The 21,735-nt window shown below is 50.8% G+C and carries 26 protein-coding genes; 15 read left to right on the plus strand and 11 right to left on the minus strand.

Going from position 1 to position 21,735, the window contains the following annotated elements:
* The first annotated feature begins 121 nt into the window (after positions 1-121).
* The gene (locus AC5JO6_RS09355; RefSeq protein WP_496080792.1) at positions 122-1,390 is read left to right on the plus strand and encodes an FIST signal transduction protein; all 1,269 of its coding nucleotides are present in this window, start codon (positions 122-124) and stop codon (positions 1,388-1,390) included.
* Positions 1,391-1,930: 540 nt separating this feature from the next.
* Here the strand turns inward: AC5JO6_RS09355 and AC5JO6_RS09360 are convergent.
* The gene (locus AC5JO6_RS09360) at positions 1,931-2,266 is read right to left on the minus strand and encodes a hypothetical protein (protein ID WP_496080793.1); all 336 of its coding nucleotides are present in this window, start codon (positions 2,264-2,266) and stop codon (positions 1,931-1,933) included.
* Between the two features lie 39 nt (positions 2,267-2,305).
* Complete coding sequence (locus tag AC5JO6_RS09365; protein ID WP_496080794.1) at positions 2,306-3,409, minus strand: metallophosphoesterase family protein; 1,104 nt, start codon at positions 3,407-3,409, stop codon at positions 2,306-2,308.
* Positions 3,410-3,679: 270 nt separating this feature from the next.
* Here AC5JO6_RS09365 and trmB point away from each other — a divergent pair, with 270 nt between their 5' ends.
* The 3 genes from trmB (at position 3,680) to nrtS (ending at position 5,635) form a co-directional block, all read left to right on the plus strand.
* On the plus strand, positions 3,680-4,312 hold the full coding sequence (gene trmB, locus AC5JO6_RS09370) for a tRNA (guanosine(46)-N7)-methyltransferase TrmB (protein WP_496080795.1): 633 nt from the start codon (positions 3,680-3,682) through the stop codon (positions 4,310-4,312).
* 132 nt (positions 4,313-4,444) lie between these two features.
* Positions 4,445-5,332, plus strand: coding sequence for a PhzF family phenazine biosynthesis protein (locus AC5JO6_RS09375; protein WP_496080796.1), 888 nt, complete (start codon positions 4,445-4,447; stop codon positions 5,330-5,332).
* A 21-nt stretch (positions 5,333-5,353) separates the two neighbouring features.
* Positions 5,354-5,635, plus strand: coding sequence for a nitrate/nitrite transporter NrtS (gene nrtS / locus AC5JO6_RS09380; protein WP_496080797.1), 282 nt, complete (start codon positions 5,354-5,356; stop codon positions 5,633-5,635).
* A 158-nt stretch (positions 5,636-5,793) separates the two neighbouring features.
* Here nrtS and AC5JO6_RS09385 read toward each other — a convergent pair whose 3' ends face one another.
* The 4 genes from AC5JO6_RS09385 to AC5JO6_RS09400 form a co-directional block, all read right to left on the minus strand.
* Positions 5,794-7,146 (minus strand): ATPase, T2SS/T4P/T4SS family, encoded by a 1,353-nt coding sequence (locus tag AC5JO6_RS09385; RefSeq protein WP_496080798.1) that lies wholly within the window; start codon positions 7,144-7,146, stop codon positions 5,794-5,796.
* A gap of 500 nt (positions 7,147-7,646) precedes the next feature.
* Positions 7,647-8,603 carry a HetZ-related protein 2 gene (locus AC5JO6_RS09390; RefSeq protein ID WP_496080799.1) on the minus strand — a complete coding sequence of 319 codons (957 nt, stop codon included), beginning with the start codon at positions 8,601-8,603 and terminating at the stop codon, positions 7,647-7,649.
* Between the two features lie 426 nt (positions 8,604-9,029).
* Positions 9,030-10,976 carry a hypothetical protein gene (locus tag AC5JO6_RS09395; RefSeq protein WP_496080800.1) on the minus strand — a complete coding sequence of 649 codons (1,947 nt, stop codon included), beginning with the start codon at positions 10,974-10,976 and terminating at the stop codon, positions 9,030-9,032.
* Positions 10,977-11,355: 379 nt separating this feature from the next.
* Positions 11,356-12,762, minus strand: coding sequence for an aspartate ammonia-lyase (locus tag AC5JO6_RS09400; RefSeq protein WP_496080801.1), 1,407 nt, complete (start codon positions 12,760-12,762; stop codon positions 11,356-11,358).
* A 144-nt stretch (positions 12,763-12,906) separates the two neighbouring features.
* On the opposite strand from AC5JO6_RS09400, the gene AC5JO6_RS09405 reads away from it, so the two are divergent.
* From AC5JO6_RS09405 to AC5JO6_RS09420, 4 genes are read left to right on the plus strand one after another with little or no spacing between them, the layout of a single operon-like run.
* Complete coding sequence (locus AC5JO6_RS09405; protein WP_496080834.1) at positions 12,907-13,077, plus strand: DUF6888 family protein; 171 nt, start codon at positions 12,907-12,909, stop codon at positions 13,075-13,077.
* Between the two features lie 2 nt (positions 13,078-13,079).
* A complete protein-coding gene (locus AC5JO6_RS09410; protein WP_496080802.1) occupies positions 13,080-13,292 on the plus strand; it encodes a DUF6887 family protein in 213 nt (70 codons plus the stop codon).
* The gene (locus AC5JO6_RS09415; RefSeq protein WP_496080803.1) at positions 13,292-13,546 is read left to right on the plus strand and encodes a type II toxin-antitoxin system HicB family antitoxin; all 255 of its coding nucleotides are present in this window, start codon (positions 13,292-13,294) and stop codon (positions 13,544-13,546) included. Before AC5JO6_RS09410 ends, AC5JO6_RS09415 begins: the two co-directional genes overlap by 1 nt.
* A complete protein-coding gene (locus tag AC5JO6_RS09420) occupies positions 13,546-13,764 on the plus strand; it encodes a type II toxin-antitoxin system HicA family toxin (RefSeq protein WP_496080804.1) in 219 nt (72 codons plus the stop codon). The genes AC5JO6_RS09415 and AC5JO6_RS09420 overlap by 1 nt, the downstream gene beginning before the upstream one ends.
* Positions 13,765-13,876: 112 nt before the next feature.
* Here AC5JO6_RS09420 and AC5JO6_RS09425 read toward each other — a convergent pair whose 3' ends face one another.
* From AC5JO6_RS09425 to AC5JO6_RS09440, 4 genes are all read right to left on the minus strand, one after another.
* Positions 13,877-14,266: a type II toxin-antitoxin system VapC family toxin gene (locus AC5JO6_RS09425; RefSeq protein WP_496080805.1), complete on the minus strand. Its 390-nt coding sequence runs from the start codon at positions 14,264-14,266 to the stop codon at positions 13,877-13,879.
* On the minus strand, positions 14,256-14,486 hold the full coding sequence (locus AC5JO6_RS09430) for an antitoxin family protein (protein WP_496080806.1): 231 nt from the start codon (positions 14,484-14,486) through the stop codon (positions 14,256-14,258). Before AC5JO6_RS09430 ends, AC5JO6_RS09425 begins: the two co-directional genes overlap by 11 nt.
* Before the next feature lie 177 nt (positions 14,487-14,663).
* Positions 14,664-15,374 carry a hypothetical protein gene (locus tag AC5JO6_RS09435; RefSeq protein ID WP_496080807.1) on the minus strand — a complete coding sequence of 237 codons (711 nt, stop codon included), beginning with the start codon at positions 15,372-15,374 and terminating at the stop codon, positions 14,664-14,666.
* Between the two features lie 174 nt (positions 15,375-15,548).
* Positions 15,549-16,118: a hypothetical protein gene (locus AC5JO6_RS09440; protein WP_496080808.1), complete on the minus strand. Its 570-nt coding sequence runs from the start codon at positions 16,116-16,118 to the stop codon at positions 15,549-15,551.
* A 334-nt stretch (positions 16,119-16,452) separates the two neighbouring features.
* On the opposite strand from AC5JO6_RS09440, the gene AC5JO6_RS09445 reads away from it, so the two are divergent.
* The 5 genes from AC5JO6_RS09445 (at position 16,453) to AC5JO6_RS09465 (ending at position 18,589) form a co-directional block, all read left to right on the plus strand.
* Entirely contained in the window at positions 16,453-16,665 is a 213-nt protein-coding gene (locus AC5JO6_RS09445; RefSeq protein WP_496080809.1) for a PIN domain-containing protein, read from the plus strand.
* Between the two features lie 62 nt (positions 16,666-16,727).
* Positions 16,728-17,330: a Uma2 family endonuclease gene (locus AC5JO6_RS09450; protein WP_496080810.1), complete on the plus strand. Its 603-nt coding sequence runs from the start codon at positions 16,728-16,730 to the stop codon at positions 17,328-17,330.
* Positions 17,331-17,355: 25 nt separating this feature from the next.
* Positions 17,356-17,478: a hypothetical protein gene (locus tag AC5JO6_RS09455; RefSeq protein WP_496080811.1), complete on the plus strand. Its 123-nt coding sequence runs from the start codon at positions 17,356-17,358 to the stop codon at positions 17,476-17,478.
* A 256-nt stretch (positions 17,479-17,734) separates the two neighbouring features.
* A complete protein-coding gene (locus AC5JO6_RS09460; protein ID WP_496080812.1) occupies positions 17,735-18,034 on the plus strand; it encodes a hypothetical protein in 300 nt (99 codons plus the stop codon).
* Positions 18,035-18,136: 102 nt separating this feature from the next.
* The gene (locus AC5JO6_RS09465; RefSeq protein WP_496080813.1) at positions 18,137-18,589 is read left to right on the plus strand and encodes a DoxX family protein; all 453 of its coding nucleotides are present in this window, start codon (positions 18,137-18,139) and stop codon (positions 18,587-18,589) included.
* On the opposite strand, the gene AC5JO6_RS09470 is transcribed toward AC5JO6_RS09465, so the two are convergent.
* The gene (locus AC5JO6_RS09470) at positions 18,579-20,114 is read right to left on the minus strand and encodes an aminotransferase class I/II-fold pyridoxal phosphate-dependent enzyme (RefSeq protein WP_496080814.1); all 1,536 of its coding nucleotides are present in this window, start codon (positions 20,112-20,114) and stop codon (positions 18,579-18,581) included. The two genes, AC5JO6_RS09465 and AC5JO6_RS09470, sit on opposite strands and share 11 nt — an antisense overlap.
* A gap of 156 nt (positions 20,115-20,270) precedes the next feature.
* Between AC5JO6_RS09470 and AC5JO6_RS09475 the strand changes: the two genes are divergently transcribed.
* Together AC5JO6_RS09475 and ychF are read left to right on the plus strand one after the other, a co-directional pair.
* The gene (locus AC5JO6_RS09475) at positions 20,271-20,483 is read left to right on the plus strand and encodes a hypothetical protein (RefSeq protein ID WP_496080815.1); all 213 of its coding nucleotides are present in this window, start codon (positions 20,271-20,273) and stop codon (positions 20,481-20,483) included.
* A 151-nt stretch (positions 20,484-20,634) separates the two neighbouring features.
* Positions 20,635-21,726 carry a redox-regulated ATPase YchF gene (gene ychF / locus AC5JO6_RS09480; protein WP_496080816.1) on the plus strand — a complete coding sequence of 364 codons (1,092 nt, stop codon included), beginning with the start codon at positions 20,635-20,637 and terminating at the stop codon, positions 21,724-21,726.
* Positions 21,727-21,735 lie beyond the last annotated feature (9 nt).

A 21,735-nucleotide genomic window follows, 5' to 3' on the forward strand; every position in this document is an offset into this window, starting at 1 on the left:
AGAACGCCCTGGCGAAGCTTGAGAATTGTTGAGGCTGTTCTAATAATTGCTCAGAATCTGCGAACGATTGAAACATTTCCAGCTACGCTGGTGATCATCCTTTGCTTAAAGGGGAAAGCCAATGACCGGAGGAGACATCGCCAATTCAATTCAGTGGGTCAGCACGCTATCCACTCGCCCTTCCTTAGAGGCAGCCGTTGATGACGTGGTACAAAAGGCACAAGCCGCACTACTATGTACGCCTGACATCGGCTTTGTCTTCATTGCCGCTGCCTTTGCAAGTGAATATTCTCGCTTGATGCCGCTGCTACAGGAGCGATTGCCAGCCATTCCCATCATTGGTTGCGGCGGCACTGGTGTCGTTGGAACGAAGGGCGACAGTCAACCCCAGGAAGTTGAAGATGAGCCTGCGATCGCCCTCACGTTGGCGACGTTGCCGGGTGTAACGGTGCGATCGTTCCAGCTTACGGCTGAGCAGTTGCCTGATTTAGACAGTGCGCCCGATGCCTGGGTGGAACTGCTCGGTGTGCCGATTGACGACCAACCACAGTTTGTTTTACTGGCTGATCAGTCCTTTTCTAAAATTAATGATCTGCTACAGGGGCTGGATTTTGCCTATCCTGGGTCGACCAAAGTGGGTGGCATTGCCAGCGCCGCCGCCAATGATGGCAGTGGTTTATTTTGCGACTATCGCTTACACCGCGAAGGCGTGGTGGGTCTGGCGTTGAGCGGCAATGTTGTCGTGGAGACGATTGTGGCGCAGGGCTGCCGACCGATCGGACAACCGTACTGGGTAACAGACGGCGAACGGAACATTGTCTTAGGGTTGGAAGAGCAGGCAGATTCTAGTCCCGTGCCGCTTGGTGGTGGCTCACGGGTGTCGCAAAAGCGTACGCCACTGGAGGTGCTGCAAGATCTCATTCAGACGCTGGATGAGGACGATCGAATGCTGGCGCAAAATGCCCTCTTTGTCGGTGTCGCTCAGAATGAATTTAAGCAAGAGCTGGAGCAGGGAGACTTTTTGATTCGATCATTGTTGGGCGTAGATCCCAGAGTGGGCGCGATCGCAATTGGCGATCGCATTCGCCCCGGTCAGCGCATTCAGTTTCACCTGCGCGATGCCCAAGCGTCTGCCGAAGACCTGGAAATGCTGCTTGAGCGGTATCAGCAGACAAAACCAACCGATGCGATCGGTGCGCTCATGTTTGCCTGCGTCGGACGGGGCGAACGTCTGTACGATGAACCCAATTTCGATTCTCGACTCTTCAGCCGCTACTTTCCTGACGTGCCTCTAAGTGGGTTCTTTTGCAGTGGCGAGATTGGTCCCGTCGGCAACAGCACGTTTCTGCATGGGTTTACATCGGTTTTTGGTATTGTGCGTCAGCCATGAGCAGTGAGTTTAGCAACTAGCGGTCAGCGGTCAGTGCAGGCTTTGGCTGGCTGACACCCGCTAGAGAATATGAGCTTACGTCTTAACAAGTCTTAAGGAATGAGAATTAAATAAGATCGAATTCTGTAGGATGTGTTAGCGCAGCGTAACGCATCAAACTCTGGCAGCGATGCGTTACGGCTAGCGCCTAACACATCCTACGCAAGCGTTCGGTTTGATTACATTCACGATCCTAAGGAGATTTCCGACAAAGAAACTACCCACTAGCTTCGACTTCGCTCAGCTAGCTTGCACCCTGAGCGAAGTCGAAGGGTAGAATTTTTTCTGGAAATCGCCTAAGCCTTTGCCCTTGGGTCATGTAGCATCGCACCATCCACAGCTAACCGCCGATAGCTGATCGCTGACCGCTCAATCAAGGTCACGTAGCATCGCACCATCCACAGCTAACCGCTGATAGCCGATCGCTGACCGCTCAATCAAGGTCACGTAGCATCGCACCATCCACAGCTAACCGCTGATAGCTGATCGCTGACCGCTCAATCAAGGTCTCCAGAGTGAAATTACTAAGCCGCCCATCAGAATCAAAACACCTCCCACCAGGATTGGCACTGTGGGTTTGAGACCAAAGCCAAGCCAGTTGATGAGCTGGGCTACTAAGAAAAACAGTGTGACATAGACACCTAGCAACCGTCCAAAATCCCACGGTGGCAGGTTTACAACGACACCATACGCTAGCAAGACAATGCTACCCAGCAAGATCAGTGCAGTGCGCTTCAGGAGTATTGGACTGTGCAAGCCCGATCGCACCAAGGCATCACCGCCTGCTTCTAGCACTGCCGCTACAAGGAGCAAAAATAAGGTGGTTCCACTACTCACGTGCGGTTTTCTCTGTTTGACTTTGCGATCTGATTCTGTTTACGACAAGCGCAAGATCACAGCATTATCAATGCGTTGTGGCTGACCGTTGGCATCGATCGCGCTAAACCGTTCAAAGTATCGACGGGCAGCGGGCGGAAAATGAGGAAAGTCAAATATAGCGTCACCGTTAGCGAGGTCTGCCCAAAAGTATCGCAGGCTGGGAGCCAGCGCTTCAGCTTCAGCCTGCGGCAACTTTAGCGGTGGCTGCATTAAAAGCTGGAGCATAAACGGCTGGGATCGCTCACTCATGAAGTCACGCGAGGTTTGCTGCAAGGTTTCCCAACCGAGTACAGACTCGACGCGATCGGAGGTAATGTGGAGCGATCGCTGCCCGCGATCGTCCGTCTGCAACTCCAGCACACGATAGGGATGCGGGTAGCTCACCAGCGAACCAGTTGTAATGTCGTAAATACCTTGAGAGCAAGCAATATCCTGCACATGCAAGTGCCCTGTAAACACTAACTGCACCGTTGCTGCTTGCAGCATTTGCAACAACGTCGGCGCATTGTCCAACATATAACGCCTCCCCAGTGGGTTGCGTGACTGCCCTGGCAAATGTTCCACAACATTATGGTGCACCATGACCAGGATCAAATCCTCTTGATATGCCTTCAGCACTCGTTGCAGCCAGAGCAACTGCTCATCATCCAAACAGCCCAATTGCTGACCGTGGGCATCAAACTGATTAGAGTTCAGCCCAATCAGCCGCACTCCTGGCAGCAGTGGGCAGGTGTAATAGAGTTGGTCAGGGTTGTCATAGCCGAACGAGCGGTAGTAGTTTGGAAAGTCCGTCAGCCCGATCGAGTGATGATCCGCTTGCAACGTTGGTACATCGTGATTGCCAGGAACAACATAGGCTGGATATGGCAATTGTGCCAACCGTTCTGCCAGCCAGGTATGATTTGCTGGTTCGCCATGCTGGGTCAGATCGCCAGGTAGTAGCAGGAAATCAAGCTTGAGAGTGCTCAGGCGATCGAGAATGTTTTCTAAGACAGGAATGCTGACTTCAACTAAATGAAAACGGCTAGGATGATCCCAAATGGTATGCGGTACAGCGATGTGCAAGTCGCTAATGATGGCGAAGCGAAAATTAAGACTCATGCGATCGATCCTAAGCGATTTGCGAAGGGGAATGGCTGAAAACTAAGGCAGAAGGCAGGAGGCAGAAGGCAGGAGGCAGGAGGCAGGAGGCAGAATTAACTCCAAAGCTCTACCTTCATCTTTTTTAAGCCTTTAGCCTACTGCTTTACAGAAGCAAGCTACATCCCTTAGCCTTTACTTCTTTCTTTTAGCCCTTTTTAGCCTTTAGCCTTCATCCTTTAGCCTTTCTTCTTCCTTTTAGCCTTTATCCTTTTTCTAGAGGTTTCTCACTTGTCTATCGTCCGTGTGCGTGAGCATGTCAACCCACTGAGTAAAAAATATCAGACTCCGATCAGCCCGCCTGACTGGAGCCGTCTTTATAGTGACCTCGATCGACCGCTCCATTTGGACGTTGGCTGCGGCAAGGGTCGCTTTCTGCTGCAAATGGCGCAGGTGCAGCCAGTGTGGAATTTCTTAGGCTTGGAAATTCGAGAACCGTTGGTGGAGCAGGCAAACGGCTGGAAAGCTGAGTTGTGCCTGACCAATTTGCACTACTTGTTCTGCAATGCCAACAATTCCTTGCGCCCTTTGCTGCGATCGCTGCCTGTGGGACGGCTTCAGTATGTGACGATCCAGTTCCCCGATCCGTGGTTCAAGCGCAAACACCAAAAGCGACGAGTTGTACAGCCAGAATTGATTGAGGATCTGGCAGCGGCACTAGCGCCCGGTGGCACGGTCTTTATTCAATCTGACGTGGAAGAAGTCGCCGTGGAGATGCACGATCGTTTCGCCACCCATCTCGCTTTTAGCTGTATGCACGATGGTTGGCTAGACTCCAATCCTCTCCCTATCCCCACCGAACGCGAAGCCTCAACGATGGAGCGGGGAGAAGCCGTGTATCGATCGCAGTTTGTCAGGCAATAATTGATCATCAGCCGTTACCTTAACCTTCCTTCGGCTCCATTGAGAAAATCCCAAGTGGCTGACAAGAAGCATGAACTGGAGAGTTTAAATTAACGCGAGTTCGACGCACAGAAATTGACACAAGAAAAAGCGATGCCATCATTACCTTTCTATATCGTCGATGTCTTTGCCGAGACGAAATATGCTGGCAATCAGTTAGCGGTCTTTACTCATGCTGAGGCGCTGTCTACGGCAGAAATGCAGCAAATTGCAAAGGAAATGAATTATTCAGAAACGACGTTTATTTTGTCTTCTGAATTGCGATCGGGTGGGTATGATGTGCGGATTTTCACCCCAAACCAAGAGTTACCGTTTGCTGGACATCCCACATTGGGAACTGCCTTTATACTTCAGCAAGAAATCATCAAGCAGCCTGTTGAAACGATTGTACTTAACCTTAAAGCTGGGCAAATTCCTGTCAGTATCTTCTACGAAAATGGGTTGGCAAATGTGCTGTGGATGCAGCAGCGATCACCGATCTTTGGTCAGACATTTGCAGCAGAAGCGATCACGCCCATGCTTAATCTTGATACAACCGATATCGATCTACGCTTCCCTATTCAAGACGTTTCGACGGGCGTTCCATTTATCATTGTGCCGCTCAAAACCCATCAAGCACTAAAGCGAATTAAGGTTAACAAAGATCGCTATTTTGCGCTCATTGAAAAGACGCAGGCGAAGGACATACTGGTCTTTTGCCCAGAGACATATGATCCCGAAAATCATCTTAGTGTGCGCGTCTTTGCTGACTCATTAGGCATTCCTGAAGATCCTGCGACTGGTAGCGCTAATGGCTGTTTAGCAGGTTACTTAGTGCAATACTTGTACGCAGGAAAACCATCCATTGATCTTCGCGTTGAACAGGGACATGAAATTGGTAGACCGTCGCTCCTGCTACTCAAAGCGACAAAAACGGTAGCCAATATGCAAGTTTCTGTTGGCGGTCGGGTCATTCTAGTGGCTCGTGGCGAATTTGTCTAATCACGTTTGGAGCATTGATTGATGCGGATGGTTAAAGGTTACGTCATGAGCCTGTTTGATCCAGAGTTTGTGACGACAGGCTGGAAGACAGCCGTCTTTGTCGGTTCACTGCTCTTTGTGATCAATCACGGTCCAGCTCTGCTGCGGGGCGAAATGAACCGCGAACGCTGGCTCTCCGTGATCGCCACATATGCCATGCCCTATCTGGTAAATGTTTACGGTCAGTACAGCTACCGCCGTAAGCTGGACGCGCAAACGGAACGGTTTCCCAGTACAGCGACTAAAGCGCGATCGCCGCAATAAACTTCATCTGCGACTGCTAACGCTGGTTGTTACTAAAAGCTTGCTAAAAAATAACTGCACACTTTTGGGTCAGCTAGCTTTTCGCTGACGGCTGACAGCTACAGACCATGCTGTTATTTCTGTACAACTCCTAAGGTAACGATCGCCCACTACCGTTATCAGTTCTCTTCCTCTTCGATCGCAGCTAACTGCCACGCCTTGAGTGCCTCAAGATCCTGCTCTACGCTTTTGATGACTTGATCTAAAGCGGGCAGAATGCTGAGTTGATCAGGGCTGCTCAAAGGGTAGAAGCGGGTGCGAACGCGAATTTCATTGACTTTGTGCTGGAGTTCTTGAGCGATTGTGAGGGCATCACGGCTGAGGCTGGCAAGCTGCTGCTGCTGGTAAAACTTCAGCGCGGCACCTCGTAGCACCTGGACGGTTGCTTCTTCTCCATGTGCTCCTGGCATCACGCGTAAACGTAGCAAAAGACGCTGTTTCTGATAGCGCCGTTCGATTTCAACCTGTTTGGGCTTTTGGACTGGCACCAGGGGTAGGTGAGTTAACAACTTCAGTTCGTTCACTACGCCTTGAATAACATCCAGCGGTAGCTCTTCTAAGACCGATTGCAGCACGCCATTCTGACTCCAGAGGATGCGTCCATACTGCTGTTGGCGTTCAAAATAGAGTCGCCCAATGCCACCGACGAGTAGCCGCCCCAACAGCTCGATCAACAGCTCTGCGGGAGGTAGTGTTGCCAACGCTGTAATCGGCTCTGAGAGATGTTTTGGTTCGACGGGTAAGATCGGCAGGGCATCGCCAGGTGCAGGGATTTTAGGCGGCTTGGATGCAGACAGTGGCTCAGATTTGAGGATGAGCGTTTCTCGCAGTCGGTTGAAATCGTTCGGCTGTTCGGCTACCTGCTCCTCTTGGGGAGTCGATCGCGCCTCTATTGATACAGACGGTGGAGCTGGCGTGGCGATGTCCAGATCTTGAAAGTTGAGATCTTCAGGGCTATCGACCAGGAAAGTCGGGTGAGAATCCTGAGCTAGCTGGGGTTGTTCTACATCGACAGCGGCAATGTCGGCATCTGAGGCACCATTTTTGGCAATGTCTTTGGTCAGACGTTGCCCGGTGTGCTGGGCGATCGCGCGTGCCGTAGTGGGGCGACTGAGTGGCTGTTTCTGACTGCCTGTATAGCTCAGATAAGCCGATAGTGCAGCATGATGAACATCTGTAGCCAGCGTTTGTGGTGCGAGGGAGCAGTTCATATATGCCAGAATGCGCCGCACATAGTCTAGAGCCGCTGCATCGTCCAGATTGACCATACCTAGCTTCAGACGGCTGCCCTCCAGTGAGAGTGGCAACAATTGGTGGTAAAGACATGCCTCGAAGGGAAGAATGCTGTCAATGAGACGAAACACCTGCTCCGTATTGAGCTGATCTGTCCAGTCAGACTTGGGCTTCGCTGGAACTGCAAAGTCCTCTGAGTCCGCTGTATGGGCTTTAATTGGGTCGCCTGAAGACACCATAGGATCTACTGAGCCTGCGTTTTGCTATCTTTGCCGTTTACGAGCTAAATTGCCTCTATCTTTCAGGTGGGCAAGCGTATTGCCATGCTCCGTTGAGTTGTAGTGTTAGTGAATGATGGCGGCTAAGGTTGCTTGACCATAGAATCGTGAATTCTACTGAATCAGCTTTCGTGACCAAACATCCTGGCAACGTCCCATCGTTGGGTCAAGACAAGACAGTGCTGATTGCCTGTTTCAAGGATCGCTGCTTCATACAGGTCTCATAGCGTTTGGCGAAGCAACATGCTAAATCTAGCTTATTGCAAAATGTGAGTTGACACCCACCGTTGTTGCTTGCTTCACAATCAAGCTCAGCTTTTAAGTAAAACCTTTACCTTTAAGACTACTTCTTAGTCACTTTTGCGTACACTTGTCAGTCGCATGATGGCGAGTATACCGTCGTGACTGCCTAGCAAGCGTGCTGCATTCAGTGTCGAAGTTATCCGTACTGTTCCTATAGTCTAGCTGTTGCGCTCTGATGCGTTGCCTAACCAGGCTACAACCAGCTCTTGTTGGTTTTTGGAGGCGAAGACTCGTACAGCATGATAATTAATTTTTTCACGGAGGCGATACACTTGCCGAATGGGCATGTTCAGCGTTTCGGCGATCGCTTCTTGCGATCGACCCTGGAGATAGAGCCGCAGCCATTCAGCCGCAGTCGGACCAAGCTTATCCATGAGGTATGCTTCAAAGCGTTGGCAGACGGCAGCGCGTAGCTCCTGTTGTTCTTCTGCCGATTGTGCCTCCTGATATTGGGAAACCGCTTGAGAATCCAACAGGCTGACAGAGCCTTCAGAATCATCGGGCGAAATTTCTTCTGACACCAAGCGGATGAATTCTTGTGCGGGAACCTGGGTCATGCCGCCTCGTTGAGAACGGCGTAAGTAGTTCACAAAGCGATAAGACAGGAGCGGTTGATTGCGAATGGGACGTAGGCAGTATTCTTCGGTGCTTGCCAGCAGCAAAGCGTTTCGCAGACGCGCATCTTGAGTACAGGTGGAAATCCAAAGAATTTGCTGCTGCATGTAGCTATCCGTTTGCAGTAGTTCCTGAATGACTTCTTGCAGGACATCCACAACGGTACGCTGTCGATCGCGAGACAACGCAATCCACGTCCGAATTTTGTTACGAATCAGGAAGAGACTGCTCAAGCGCTGGATTAGGCTTTTATAGGCGCGCTCTGGTCCAAAATCGAGATAGCGCTGGCGCAGAATCCGGTAGCGGTAGTCCATTGCCTGTTCAGCGATCTGCCGTGCGGTGGGTGTGAAGTCGTCAAACCGGGCTGTATTGTCGCCAATGAGCCAGCGCACGATGCTCTCACGCGTCGCGGCACTATGGGTTGGGATATCTATTTCTAAGCGCGATCGCCAATCGTTTGCTAGTACTTCAGCCAATACCATCGCTTCGGTCAACATCATGAGGTTGTCATCCCAGTCGTTCTAAACGCCCTCTTATAAAGAGTTTGCCTTATACGCCCCATTCAACGCACTCACCCACAATGGGTAATCTGGGTTTCCAACTTCAGCAAGTTTGGCTGTTGGTTTGACTGGTAGCTGCTCATCGACAGTAGCGATCGACAAACAGCATAACTAGCATTGTACTGACCGCACTCCAAAGTTCAGCATTTTGAACGTTGAGTTTTGCGGCGATCGACAATTTGAAGCGTTTACAGGACTGACGCACAAGGTGTCTAGATCCCCGACTTCTAATTAAAACTCAGCCATAAAGCTGACTCCAGCATAGAAGTCGGGGATCTTTGCGTCAGTCCTGTTTTAGTTTGACATTCAAAAAAGGCTTCAATACCTGACCGAAGCGATTGATTTAAGCTCAGGTTTCTACTGTGCCTATGGAGCTTGCTCAACTGCCTTTAAAGGAGTGTCAGATGGTAATAACACATCGCCTTTCGCCGAAGATGTCGCAGGCGGCAGCACCTCGATCGCTTCTGGTGGAGAGACGCTGGCAGGAGGTAGTACCGCGCTCGGCGATGAGACTGGTTGCAGTGTTGGCGAGACTCTGGGAGCCAGACGAATCTCATCCGTTGCTCTGGGGAAAGTTTTGACAGGGGTTATAACTGGTGTCAGAGCAGGTAATGGACTAGCTGCCGAAAACGTTGGATCAGAGGGAAGAAGGTCGGGTCTGACAAGGGGGGCGCTGTCTTTAGTTTTACCTTTTTTGGGCGTGAGAACGGCTTCACGTGCCTGACGTTGGGCTTCAGCGCTGCGAATTTGAGCGTCCCAGGGGTCGATCGCCTCTTGCGCTTGCAGGTAAAGCACACGACCAGGACGAATGCTAGAGGCAAGCTGAATGGCTTCGCTCAAGTGATTCTCTCTTGCGAGTGCTTCTGCCTGGTTCAGAATGGGTTGGTCTACAACGGTTTCAATTTGCTGCTTCCACACAAACGCTAAGCTTTGTGCTTCGCCATACAGGGCATGCCCTTGCTTAATTTGAGTTGCCTGCGCGATCGCTGCCTGGAGTGCAGGAATTGTTCCCGCTGCTGCCAAGGTGCGGGCGGTAGCGAGGATAGGACGATCGGTTAACCGCTGTGTCTCACGGTGCCAGTGGGCAGACAGGGTTTGTGCTTGCAGTCGCCGAGGGCTGTCAGGGGCAATGTGGTTTGCCTGGGCGATCGCCAGCTCGTAGGTGATCGGCTGCCCCGGACTGGCGATGAACTGGGCAAGCTGCAACTGGGTCACCGCTTGCAAGTGTGCCTGTGCTTGCTTAAGGCTAATCTGAGCTTGATGATAGAAGCGGCTCTCTGGCGGCACCTGCTGTGCTAACGCCATTGCGCCTGCTAACTTAAGCGTCTGTTCTGGTGTGGCTTGCCAATTTGAGAGGCTGAGTGCTTTCAGCCGTTGAGCATAGCTGAGCCACAGCAGACGATCGGCTTCCTCTGTCAGTTCTGGGTTGAGAGACGCACTACGGGCAGCGGCGATCGTGCGATCCAGGTTTCCCGCTTGCCACTGCTGTTCACCAAAGGTCAAGAGCGCTTCGCTCCACTGGTTCAGCTTCGACTGAGCGTCTGACCGTGCGTAGGTGCTTGCACCCATCTGGCTCACGAGGGCGATCGCAGCACTGAGCGCCTCTGGCTTACCAGCGGTTGCGGCTTGTTGTGCCTGACTAAAGAGCTTACGTGCCTTCTGTTCCTGCAAAAGCTTTCCAGTGAGAGCATTGGCTTGCTGCGATCGCCAATATTCGTAATCCATTTCTCGCAGTGAGGCGATCTGCTCTGATGCCTGACTCCACTGCTGTGCTTGCATGGCTTGTTGCGCCTTGGCGTAAATTGCCGCACTCTGCCGCCACTGCTTTTGCCATCCCGCAACGCTTTCCTGTGCTTCCTTGTAAACGGCACTCGATTGCGGGATTTGCCGGACGAGTGCCAGAGCACCATTCAGATCACTCTGACTCATTTTTTGATGGGCAGCCGTCAGCACCGATTGAGACCAGTCTGCCATCCAGCGCTGTGCTTCTTGGTGGAGCGGATGCTCCGGAGTCCATTCTTCGACTAGCTTCAATCCTGCTAGCACTTTGGGTAGCTCGCCCGATTGAGCGGCTTGTTGAGCGCAGGACAGACGATCGATATCCGGCGTGAGGGGCGAAATTTGCTGACAGTTTGTGACGGGTGGCAAACTCAGAAGCCACAAGCAGGATGCGCCTGCAATACTGCCCAGTATCAAGAAGATCGCCAACTCGATTTTTAGCCAGCTCCATGACTTTGGTTTGCGTAGGGCGATCGAGGGCTGCGGTAGAGCAATGGTCTCAAGCGGTGTTGATATATTCAGTACAGGTTCCATAGTTGCTCAAAGCCCTTTGGTCAATCAAACTGCTGAAGCGCAAGACAAGCAATGCTGAAGCGATTAAGGTTTCGGCATTAGCTGACATCATGTTGGCTCAATAGCACACATTTTTTAGTGCAATGTTCACGCGATGTGCGACTTTCCTAAAATACCTGCCAAAACTGCCCTCACCCTAGCCCTCTCCCGATGGGAGAGGGAACCGGAACGGTCTGGAAGCCCTTCTCCCTGAGGAGAAGGGTGGGGATGAGGGCGAATTAGTTGCACATCGCGTAATGTTCTTGATTATCTACAAAAAACAAGCTTTTACTGTGCATCCCAATACACAAGAACCGATTTAAACGGTTCAACCGCTTGCAAACAGCGATCGATTGCTTTTTTACGCCTCTGGCAGTTGGCTCATTGCTTCTAAATTCAATACTGCTGCTAACGTTTCGGCACTCATTAATTGACGCTCCAACACGATTTCGCGGAGCGATTTACCCGTCTCCAGCGATTCTTTTGCCACGGCAGCGGCATTGAGATAACCGATGTGCGTGTTGAGTGCGGTTACTAACGCTAAACTGCCTTCCGCATAAGCAAGACACCGATCGCGGTTGGCGGTAATCCCTTTGATTCCTTTCTCGGCGAGGGCGGCGATCGTGTTGCCGAGAATCTCAATGCTGTGAATCAGGTCGTAGGCAATGAGGGGCATCATCACGTTGAGTTCCAGTTGTCCTGCCTGCGCGGCAAAGGCGATCGCGGTGTCGTAGCCCATCACCTGAAAGCACACCTGCGAGGTCATTTCTGCCATCACGGGATTGTACTTTCCTGGCATGATGGATGAACCGGGCTGGACGGGCGGCAGTTGAATTTCCTTAAAGCCCGTTTTGGGTCCCGAATCGAGCAAGCGCAAATCGTGAGAGATTTTGACGCAATCTTGCGCGAGGTTACGCAACGAGCCGGAGACATTCACAAACGGAGCCATACTTTGCATTGCTGCCATCAGATGGGGTGCAGGTCGCAAGGGCTGATCAATCAAATCCGATAGAATCTCCGCCACACGAAAGCGATATTGAGGATGGGTGTTGAGTCCTGTACCCGCCGCACTTCCGCCCAACCCCAGAATCATCAAATCCTTGGATGCAGTTTCAATGCGAAGCAGATGTTCGCTCAAAATCTGTGCCCAGGCGCGAAAGTTGTCGCCTAACCGCACAGGCACCGCATCTTGCAAATGCGTTCTACCCGATCGAATCACATCCTGAAACTCCTGCGCCTTTGCCTCCAGTGCCGCGATCGCGCTTGCCAGGGCTGGATACAGCGATCGCTCCAGCGCCAGCAGCCCACCAAGCCGAATCGCAGTTGGGATCACATCATTGGTGGATTGCCCATAGTTCACATGGTCGTTGGGATTGAGCCGCTTGTAGTTGCCCTTCACGTCGCCCAGTAATTCCAGCGCCCGATTTGCCAATACCTCGTTCACGTTCATGTGATGGGACGTGCCTGCACCCGCCTGATACACATCCACCACAAACTGATCCCGCAGTTTCCCATTCAGCACTTCATCCGCCGCCTGCACGATCGCCTGACTGATTTCGGGCGTAATGCAATCAAGTTCCCCATTGGCGATCGCGGTTGCCTTTTTGATCAGCACACAGGCATCCACATAGGTTGCCAACGGTTTCAAACCGCTAATGGGAAAGTTCTCGATCGCCCGTAGCGTTTGAATGCCGTAGTACGCGGTGTCGGGAATCTGCCGATCGCCCATCGAATCTTTCTCGACGCGATACGCTTCTGGGTTCGTCATAGGGTTTTCTGGTCTGGTTACTTTCTCCACCAATATTCCACAAGTTAGCCCTAACGCGGTGACTTGCGATACTCTTATCTCCAAACGCAAGGACTGCTAGAATGTTAAACTTCAAAAAAGCGGATATGTAGAGGAGACTGAGTTATTCCTACAGCAGAGCAGGTTTTTCAAAGCTTCGTCCTTTGTTACTGGTTCACAAAGATGTACACACCAGTTAATCTTCTACGAATCGATGAGCGTACACAAAAAGTGTTCATTCTGGCAGGGGAGGAAATTGAGATTGAAATTGAACCAAACGGCGCATGGAGCAAGTAGCGATGAAACCGAATTTTCAGGCAATGAGTAAGAGCGAACTACGAGCCTACGTGCTAGCTAACCGGGACGATAACGAAGCGTTTTATGCATATACGGATAAGATCAGTGCTGAGGGCGATCGAGTAACGTTTCCTCCCTTAAAGTCCCTTGATGATCTGGAGAATTATCCCGAAGTGCTGGAACAATTTCGCCGCGATGCCGAACGGAGAACCTGATGTTTGCTGAATACATCAAGCTGGCAATGAGCAAGGCTACCTACGAAATTTTGGAAGATAACGAAGGCTTTTTTGGTTCGATCCCTAGCTTTCGGGGTGTGTGGGCAAACGCTGATACGTTGGAAGCCTGTCGCGATGAGTTGGCGGAAGCGTTGGAAGGTTGGATTCTGCTAGGTATCTATCTTCATCACCCAATTCCAGTGTTGGAAGGCATTGACCTTAACATTCAAGCGCTTGAATCTGAGGTCGCGTAATGCCTCCCTTTAGACCAATCAAACGCTCAGACTTGATTTACTATCTCAAAGCGGCTGGATTTAGCGAACCATTCCCAGGCGGAAAACATCAATACCTGGTCAAAGCCAGCCTCAGAGTGAGAATGCCCAATCCGCACCAACAAGACATTAGCAAACACTTGCTTGCCGAGATTCTGAAGCAAGCTGGCATCAGTCGGGATGAATGGGAAGGGTTATAAAGTTAATTACCGTCCGTTAGGGAACCGCACTCATCCTCAATCGAGCGATCGCGCAATGAGTGAACAGAGACTTGACAGGACTCAACCCAATTTACGGTGAGGGGCGATCGTGCTACCAGTTTTCAACCGTTAAACCATCCACGTTCCCAAAGTGAGCATCATTGGTTACAAGCGTCCACTGGTTTTCAACGCACTGCGCGGCGATCCAGACATCATTTTCAGGAATCGGTTTGCCTTTTTGCTTTAAGTTAAAGCGCACTTGGTAATACGCGATCGCGGTTTCCTGTCTCATGGGTACAACCGAGCAGGCATCAATGAAGGCTAAGTAACGGGTCAGGTTGTTGGCAGCACGGGCAGAGTTCGCAGCACCAAAGAGCAATTCACCCACAACGGTAAGCGGCAAAACCACGTTCGATAAGGCAAGCACCCGCTGAACGACTACTTCATCACCGTTGAGATAACGAATAGCAACGGAGGTATCGAGGGCGATCTCACCAGCCACTTGTATCCACCTTGCCAAATTCTTCTGCAACAATCGTTTGGAGTTCTTCGGCTTCTTCGTTGCTGAGCATGCCTGCAAATTGTGCTAAGGGATGTACAGCTTGAGCCTCGTACGCGATCGCCAGCGTGACCTTACTATGCTCAACTAAGCCAGTAACGGGGTGTATAGGGCGAAAGATGCCATTCTCATACACTGCTTCGATCGTCTGTGATTCAGTCATACGTTCAACTTGATGGACGATAACTCTAGTGTAGCGATCGCACTCAGCCTCAATCGAGCGATCGCTCAATTGGGTAATGTTGGGTTCTGCCTCACTTAATGGTTGGTAACAAGAGCTTGATAGTGCTCAACCTTAAACATAGCGAGGGTCGGTCGCTATTCACAACTTCCCAGTATTTCACCACCACTCATCCTTCCCTTTCTTTCGTAAAAATTCTCGAATTGTTCTAGCGGGTTCTTTTCCTCTAGGTTGTCCTTTCACTAAGGCACGCAGTTCCTTAAACAGACGAGTTTTAGGATTATTTGAGTACAGAATCTCTAGAATTGACACAATGGTCAACTCGAAGAGATTATCTTCTTTAAGGGCATCTTCCTGAAAAGACAATTCCAGTGCTTGGCGTGCAAGGTGTTCAGCGCCTTCAACCGATTTGACTCTTGAGCATTCGCGTAAAGCGTATAACATTGGAGTAATGGCGTATAACCCATTGGGTAAGAGGGATTCTGCCACGCTCACTAGGCTTGGCACAATTCTTGTCTCTGAATAATTTTTTGAAGCGCCTTCCAAATAGCAAAGGTTGCCCAGGATGTAAGCACAGTCTCGACCGACTTGAGAGAGCGGCGATTTCTCTAAATACTCTGCTAAAGGGGGAGTGACTCCATATATTGGTCTTACTGACCAACTGGAAGCAAGGCTGTCAGGATCACCGCTAAACGGCCAATCTCCTAGCTCTTCAATCGTTTCTAGAGTTTTTGAAATTGCCTGAGGGTCACCAGAAGACATCAGGATCCAAAAAGCATCCTGTTGCTCTTCAAGATCATGGCTTTTTAGTCTCTTCAGTTGGCGCTTAATTTCTTTGGGTAGCATTTGTTCCAGAAGTATTGAATCCAAATACAGAGCTTCACATTGACTGCGTATGCGTTTCTAGCAGCAGATCATATCTTCAACGAATGGTAGAACATGACTTAAGGCGAAGGGCGATCGCCTGATTGGGTGCTGTTGGGTTTCGCATTACTCCAATGGTTAATGGGCGAAGGTTTGACAATGCTTAACCCAACTGACGGCTCAAATCTCGCCAAAAAGCTGCGTCTTCACTGTCACCTCGCCGCCCAACTCGTTGTGCCCGTGAATGCGACGATCGAGCAAAGCATCAGGTACTTGAATGAGTTCCCTGTCAGTGAGAAAGCGGATGATTCGATCGCAGACGATAAGCAAAGGCTTAGATCGTTCTTGAGCAGGAATGCAAGTCCAAGCACCGCTAAGAGGCGAAACTGCATAAGGACGTAGACAGAAAAATCCACCCTTGCGACTGATATCGACCCGCACATCAAATTGACTGACCTTCAACAACGTGAACTGATCATCGTTTGACTTTAATGGTGGTATGTTACCTTTCTCATCAAGCAAGATGTGCAAACTGTATGCGTTGCGGTATTGGCGATCGAAGTCGCAAAACACAACGCCATTGAGTTTCTTTGCCAAAGCTTGAGCCAGTTCAGTAACTGGTTCTTCCTCAAAACACTCAATGTCTTTGGACTGCAAATCACAGAGCCACTGAAGTAAGCGATCGAGAAAAATGGCTGTCTCATTTCGATCGGTACCCGGATCGAAAGACTCATGACGCTTCTTACTCATTTCGCCTCTTGGACTCTCGCTGCTGACAGAAAATCCTATGCTATCCCTTCACTGAGAACTGAAGCCGTACAACAAGCTTTCTATGATGAAGATAAGTAACCTTCTCATTAGACTGATAGCTTCAACATGGCAGTTTCTTCCATCACTCGTGCGCTGGGGCGATCGCTCCTCGCCGCAGGTTGAATTGACGGTAGGAAAACCAAGGTACGAAGGCTAAGAAGAGTGGGCGATCCAATAGCCCAACTCTGCCCGACTAGAAGCATAACCGTTCGATGGAAGCCCTTTCTGAACTCAGAGTGAAGGCTCACGGTCGAGACCTATAATCGTATTTAGATTGATTGCTAGTTTTGCAGTGCTTGATATTGACACTCCAAAAGTGACTCAAGCATTAGAAATTGCTTCGCGCTATGGCTACACCTATTGGGATAGTCTGATCATTTCTACAGCCCTGGCAAGTGACTGCACCATCCTCTATTCCGAAGAGATGCAGCACAACCAACCGATCGAAAACAAACTCCGCATCATCAATCCCTTCCTGCCACAGTAGTTTTACCTACTCATTGCCTGCTTTACAATCAAGAATATGGTCTTGTAAGGAGCAAAGTGCCCATGAGTTCTCCAGTTTTGCCCCAACCAGCCATCCCTACTGCCGAACAACGGCTGGTTTTAGAGGGAGTCAGTTGGCAGCAGTATGAAACAATGCTGGCTGCCCTGGGTGACGACTTTCCAAATCTGCGGCTGAACTATCTGGAAGGCACTCTAGAAATCATGACCACCTCTCCAGAGCATGAAGAACTCAAAAAAGTGATTGGCATGTTGCTGGAGGCTTACTTTCAAGAAACCCGGACACGCTTTCATGCTCTCGGTTCTGCCACCTTTCGCAAAGCCATGAAGCTCCGAGGCTTAGAACCCGATGAATGCTACTGTCTGGAGCAAAAGAAAGAGTTTCCCGACTTAGCCATTGAAGTGGTGATCACCAGCGGCATTGTCAACAAGCTCGAAATCTACCAGGGCTTAGGCGTTACCGAAGTCTGGCAGTGGCAAAACGGAGAATTTGTCATTCACCATTTACGCGCAACTGGCTATGAGCCGATGACCAGGAGTGCATTGCTGCCTGACCTGGATACCCAACTGTTAGCGAGCTATGTCAACCCCACCGACCAATTTGATGCTGTTATGGCGTTCCGCGATCGGCTGCGGTCTTTGGGTTAAAATTGCCATCCTTTGAGGAGCCACTATGACGATCGCCACCCAAAAATTGACCTTTGAGGACGATCTTGCGTACGCCGACAGTACAGACACTCGTTACGACCATGTTGCGAACGATGGCACTCAATCGCTTTCGGCAGCATGGCTTTGACTCCATCACTCAAGGGTTACGCCATCTCGTTCATAACATCCCGACGCTCTTTTCCTTTTTTCAATAAACCAGCCCTGCCCTTGAATCCCAATGTCCTAACTTTTATGGCGACAGCTATAGCTTCTACCCTTTCTTTATCGCTGCATCACCAGTTAATGCTTATATATGAAGGCGAGACTACGTTGCACTGAAAAAGTTTGATCGTTTGAGGAATGAATGACTTTCTTTGTGATGTCTTTTAGAGATGTCACATCCGATGAACACAATTAAGAACCAGATTCATCCGGTGAAAAGAATGGAATTGCCCAAGTTTGATGCCGATCAAATCAAGCGTGCTTTTGATGTGCTGCAAGCGTGTGGCATTGAACCAACTGCGCAAACAATGCAGGCGCTGGTTGAAACGGCAGAAGCCCACTATCCTGATGATCCGGCTAGCCTGGAAAAAGCAGCACGATCGCTGGTGGCGTTTTTTGAAGGTTCAGCGACGACACAGACTAAACAGGAGCGTTCTTGGCAGCGGTTGAGATATTGGGCATTGTCAGTGCTGCGGCTTTAGGACGTTTGAACAGATGGAACGTTTAACATCGAAAGGCTGACCTCAGACAGAGGCTGGATTCAGTATTGACTGTTAACGTTTGCTTAGATTTAGTTTTACCTTATGTCTTTAGCTCAGCATCGATCGCACCACCGCAAAGAGATTCTGCGGGTGGTTCTGGCAATCTCTACTATCACGGTTGGGATCATTCACTTTGTCAAGCCTGCACCGTTTGTGAAGATTGTGCCACCACAGCTACCCTATCCATTAGAACTGGTTTATATCAGTGGTTTCTTCGAGATTCTAGGCGGCATTGGCTTGCTGATTCCGCTGGTTAGCGTAGCGGCAGCTTGGGGCTTAATTGCGCTATTTGTTGCAGTGTTTCCTGCCAATATCAACATGGCAGTTAACCAAATCGACTTAGAAGGCGTGCCCTCAAATCCAGCACTGTATTGGGCACGGTTGCCATTGCAAGCAGTACTAATCGCCTGGGCGTGGTGGTACACTCGCAATCCCAACGCCCAGCCGGGAGCCAGTGCTGTTGCGACTACAGTTAAATCGATCTTCAACCGCTAAAAGCAAACGGTGGTTTTACCACTCGCAGGGTTTGAAGACTGGGATCAGCGCAGCCGCTGAGGGTACCGCCGAGAGTGAGAATAGCCTTCAAGTAAGCGATCGCCGCTTCAGAAACCACTTCTCCTGGCATCAAAACTGGGATTCCTGGTGGATAGGGGCAGACAAGCTCAGCGCTGATATGGTTGATCGCTTGTGCGATCGACCGTGTTTCAGTCTCAGCAAAAAAGGCAGCGCGAGGAGTGAGGCGTGAAGGAGGGCAGATGTCGCTTGCTGCTACAGGGCTATAAGAGGAAGGACGAAACGGCTCTCCGCGCCTCTGCGTCTCTGCGGTTCCTCCTGCCATTACTGCCAATGCCCAGAACGCTTGCACCAATTTCTCGATATCCTCTTTTGTGTTTCCCAAGCTCATAATGAACGTCAGATACTGAAACGACGGTAGCTCAGCGGTGACACCGAGCTGTTCATTCAGGATTGCGTCAGCCGTAAAGCCGTCCAAGCCTAAGCCCGTCACTTTAACGGTCAAGCGAGTGCGATCGAGTGCCGCAAAGCCTGCTGTCTGACCTGCCTGCTCAGGGTCTAGCGTTGACAGTCCAGGAATCTGGTTGAGGCGCGATCGTGCCTCGTCCGCGAATTCTAGTGTCTGTTCCAGTAGTTGTTCGCCCTGAGTTGCCATTTGATGCCGCGCCGCATCTAGAGAGGCTAAAAGCAGATAGCTAGGGCTGGTAGATTGAACCAACTGGAGTGCCTTGCTGACGCGATTGCCATCAATGCGATCGCCCTTCGTGTGCAGCATGGCAGCCTGTGTCATCGCCGATAAGGTTTTATGAGTGGACTGCACCGCTAGATCGGCTCCGGCTGCCAGTGCGGCGATCGGCAAGGCTGGATGAAAGGCAAAATGTGCCCCGTGCGCTTCATCCACCAGCAAGGGGATGTTGTGCTGATGGGCAGTATGGGCGATCGCTGCCACATTTCCACATACGCCGTAATAGGTGGGAGACACCATCATGACTGCTTTGGCATCCGGATGCTGTGTCAGCGTTTCAGCAACCGCAACAGGCGTGATGCTATAGGCAAGATCCAGGGCGGGATCGTACTCTGGTTGGATAAAAATCGGCACGGCACCAGAAAGAACAAGACCTGAAATCACTGACTGATGCACATTGCGAGGCAGAATGATTTTGTCGCCAGGGTTGCAGGTCGCCAGGATGGCTGCGATTACGCCAGCCGTAGAGCCATTTGCCAGAAACCAGGTGCGATCGGCTCCAAACGCTGCTGCTGCCAGCTCTTGAGCCGCTTGAATCACCCCTTGTGGTGCAAAAAGATTATCTAGCTCTGGCAGTTCTGGCAGATCGGCTCGAAAGACTTGTGTGCCGAACACGGCGGTTAGGCGATCGGGCGATCCCTGACCACGCTTATGTCCTGGTGTGTAAAACGGCGTCTTTACCCGCAGAGCACACGCCTGCAGTGCATCCAGTAGGGGTGTATTGGCTTGAAGCGTTAGAAAAGCCTCGGAATCTGGCGACATGAAGCAGGTTGCTGTTGTGTGAACGTTTTCCTACCATCGCACTGATTGGCGACACGTACAGAAGTCTCTCCACCAAAGGTGATGCCTAGTTAGGAAGATGTAATCTTTCCCACCGCTTTCTACGGTAGAAAGGTGCCACCACTCAAGTAAAACCACATGATTTATACACCTGATATACCAGTGCCGATGCCTGAGCCACCGGTTCCTAATCCTGTACCTGTGCCAGAACCAATTCCCGGACCAGTGCCAGAGCCAATTCCTGGACCCGTACCGGAACCGATTCCTGGACCAGTGCCAGAGCCTGTCCCTGGAACCATTCCACAAACGGTACCTGGAACCATTCCACAAACGATTCCAGAGCCTGTTTAATTAGGCGTTTGAGGGTAGAGCATAAAGGTTGACGATTTTAGATTGGGCGAATCGATCGGAAAAAACGAGCCAAAACCTACAATAGTGGTTAGTGCTGGTTTTGTTCAGCAGACTGTTCGATCGAAAATCACCTAACTAAACTCTAAAATCGATGCTGCGAGCCGGGATTGTGGGACTGCCCAACGTCGGAAAATCTACTTTGTTTAACGCGCTGGTTGCCAATGCAAAAGCGCAAGCTGCCAACTTTCCCTTCTGTACGATCGAGCCGAATGTGGGTGTGGTCTCTGTGCCCGACGAACGGCTGAGTGTGCTTGCAACCATTTCAAGCTCGGCAGAAATTGTGCCCACACGAGTTGAGTTTGTGGATATCGCTGGTTTGGTGAAGGGAGCCAGCCAGGGTGAAGGGCTAGGCAACCAGTTTTTGGCAAATATTCGTGAAGTGGACGCGATCGTGCATGTTGTGCGCTGCTTTGACGATGACGATATTATTCACGTCTCCGGTTCTGTAGACCCTGCCCGCGATATTGAAGTGATTAACCTGGAGCTGGCATTGGCAGATCTGGGGCAAATTGAAAAGCGGATCGATCGCGCCCGCAAGCAAGCGCGTGGCAACAAAGAACTGCAAGTCGAAGTGGATGCTCTAGAAAAGCTGACAGCAGTGCTCAACGAAGGCAAACCTGCCCGTCAGGTAAGCCTCAATGAAGACGAAGAGGCTGCCATCAAAGCATTGGGGCTACTGACGCGCAAGCCCATTATCTATGCTACTAACGTTTCCGAAGACGATCTAGCAACGGGTAACGCCTGGGTTGAAGAAGTGCAGGCGATCGCCGCCACAGACAACGCTCAGGTCGTTATCATTTCCGCGCAGGTAGAATCCGAGCTGGTTGACATTCCCGAAGCCGATCGCGCCGACTTTCTCGAATCGCTGGGTGTGCAAGAAGGCGGATTGAAATCCCTCATTCGTGCGACTTACGCCTTGCTCGGACTCCGCACCTACTTCACAACCGGACCCAAAGAAACGCGCGCGTGGACGATTCATGCTGGGATGTTTGCGCCTCAAGCCGCAGGGGTCATTCACACAGATTTCGAGCGTGGTTTCATCCGTGCTGAAACGGTTGCTTATAAAGACCTCACCACTACTGGCTCGATGAGCGCTGCTAAGGAAAAAGGGCTGGTTCGCAGCGAAGGGAAGGAATACATTGTGCAGGAAGGTGATGTCTTGCTGTTCCGCTTTAATGTGTAGGGGTTCAGG

The sequence above is a fragment of the Tildeniella sp. genome, assembly GCF_059505325.1.

Excerpts from the sequence above, each read along its gene's own strand:
- AC5JO6_RS09395 (WP_496080800.1), bottom strand. The coding sequence starts at position 10,976 with ATGGAACCTGTACTGAATATATCAACACCGCTTGAGACCATTGCTCTA.
- AC5JO6_RS09440 (WP_496080808.1), bottom strand. The coding sequence starts at position 16,118 with ATGAGTAAGAAGCGTCATGAGTCTTTCGATCCGGGTACCGATCGAAAT.
- AC5JO6_RS09355 (WP_496080792.1), top strand. The coding sequence starts at position 122 with ATGACCGGAGGAGACATCGCCAATTCAATTCAGTGGGTCAGCACGCTA.
- AC5JO6_RS09465 (WP_496080813.1), top strand. The coding sequence starts at position 18,137 with ATGTCTTTAGCTCAGCATCGATCGCACCACCGCAAAGAGATTCTGCGG.
- AC5JO6_RS09430 (WP_496080806.1), bottom strand. The coding sequence starts at position 14,486 with ATGACTGAATCACAGACGATCGAAGCAGTGTATGAGAATGGCATCTTT.
- AC5JO6_RS09455 (WP_496080811.1), top strand. The coding sequence starts at position 17,356 with ATGACGATCGCCACCCAAAAATTGACCTTTGAGGACGATCTTGCGTAC.
- AC5JO6_RS09470 (WP_496080814.1), bottom strand. The coding sequence starts at position 20,114 with ATGTCGCCAGATTCCGAGGCTTTTCTAACGCTTCAAGCCAATACACCC.
- AC5JO6_RS09400 (WP_496080801.1), bottom strand. The coding sequence starts at position 12,762 with ATGACGAACCCAGAAGCGTATCGCGTCGAGAAAGATTCGATGGGCGAT.
- AC5JO6_RS09410 (WP_496080802.1), top strand. The coding sequence starts at position 13,080 with ATGAAACCGAATTTTCAGGCAATGAGTAAGAGCGAACTACGAGCCTAC.
- AC5JO6_RS09415 (WP_496080803.1), top strand. The coding sequence starts at position 13,292 with ATGTTTGCTGAATACATCAAGCTGGCAATGAGCAAGGCTACCTACGAA.
- AC5JO6_RS09420 (WP_496080804.1), top strand. The coding sequence starts at position 13,546 with ATGCCTCCCTTTAGACCAATCAAACGCTCAGACTTGATTTACTATCTC.
- AC5JO6_RS09365 (WP_496080794.1), bottom strand. The coding sequence starts at position 3,409 with ATGAGTCTTAATTTTCGCTTCGCCATCATTAGCGACTTGCACATCGCT.
- AC5JO6_RS09475 (WP_496080815.1), top strand. The coding sequence starts at position 20,271 with ATGATTTATACACCTGATATACCAGTGCCGATGCCTGAGCCACCGGTT.
- AC5JO6_RS09460 (WP_496080812.1), top strand. The coding sequence starts at position 17,735 with ATGAACACAATTAAGAACCAGATTCATCCGGTGAAAAGAATGGAATTG.
- AC5JO6_RS09450 (WP_496080810.1), top strand. The coding sequence starts at position 16,728 with ATGAGTTCTCCAGTTTTGCCCCAACCAGCCATCCCTACTGCCGAACAA.
- AC5JO6_RS09385 (WP_496080798.1), bottom strand. The coding sequence starts at position 7,146 with ATGGTGTCTTCAGGCGACCCAATTAAAGCCCATACAGCGGACTCAGAG.
- AC5JO6_RS09390 (WP_496080799.1), bottom strand. The coding sequence starts at position 8,603 with ATGATGTTGACCGAAGCGATGGTATTGGCTGAAGTACTAGCAAACGAT.
- ychF (WP_496080816.1), top strand. The coding sequence starts at position 20,635 with ATGCTGCGAGCCGGGATTGTGGGACTGCCCAACGTCGGAAAATCTACT.
- AC5JO6_RS09375 (WP_496080796.1), top strand. The coding sequence starts at position 4,445 with ATGCCATCATTACCTTTCTATATCGTCGATGTCTTTGCCGAGACGAAA.
- nrtS (WP_496080797.1), top strand. The coding sequence starts at position 5,354 with ATGCGGATGGTTAAAGGTTACGTCATGAGCCTGTTTGATCCAGAGTTT.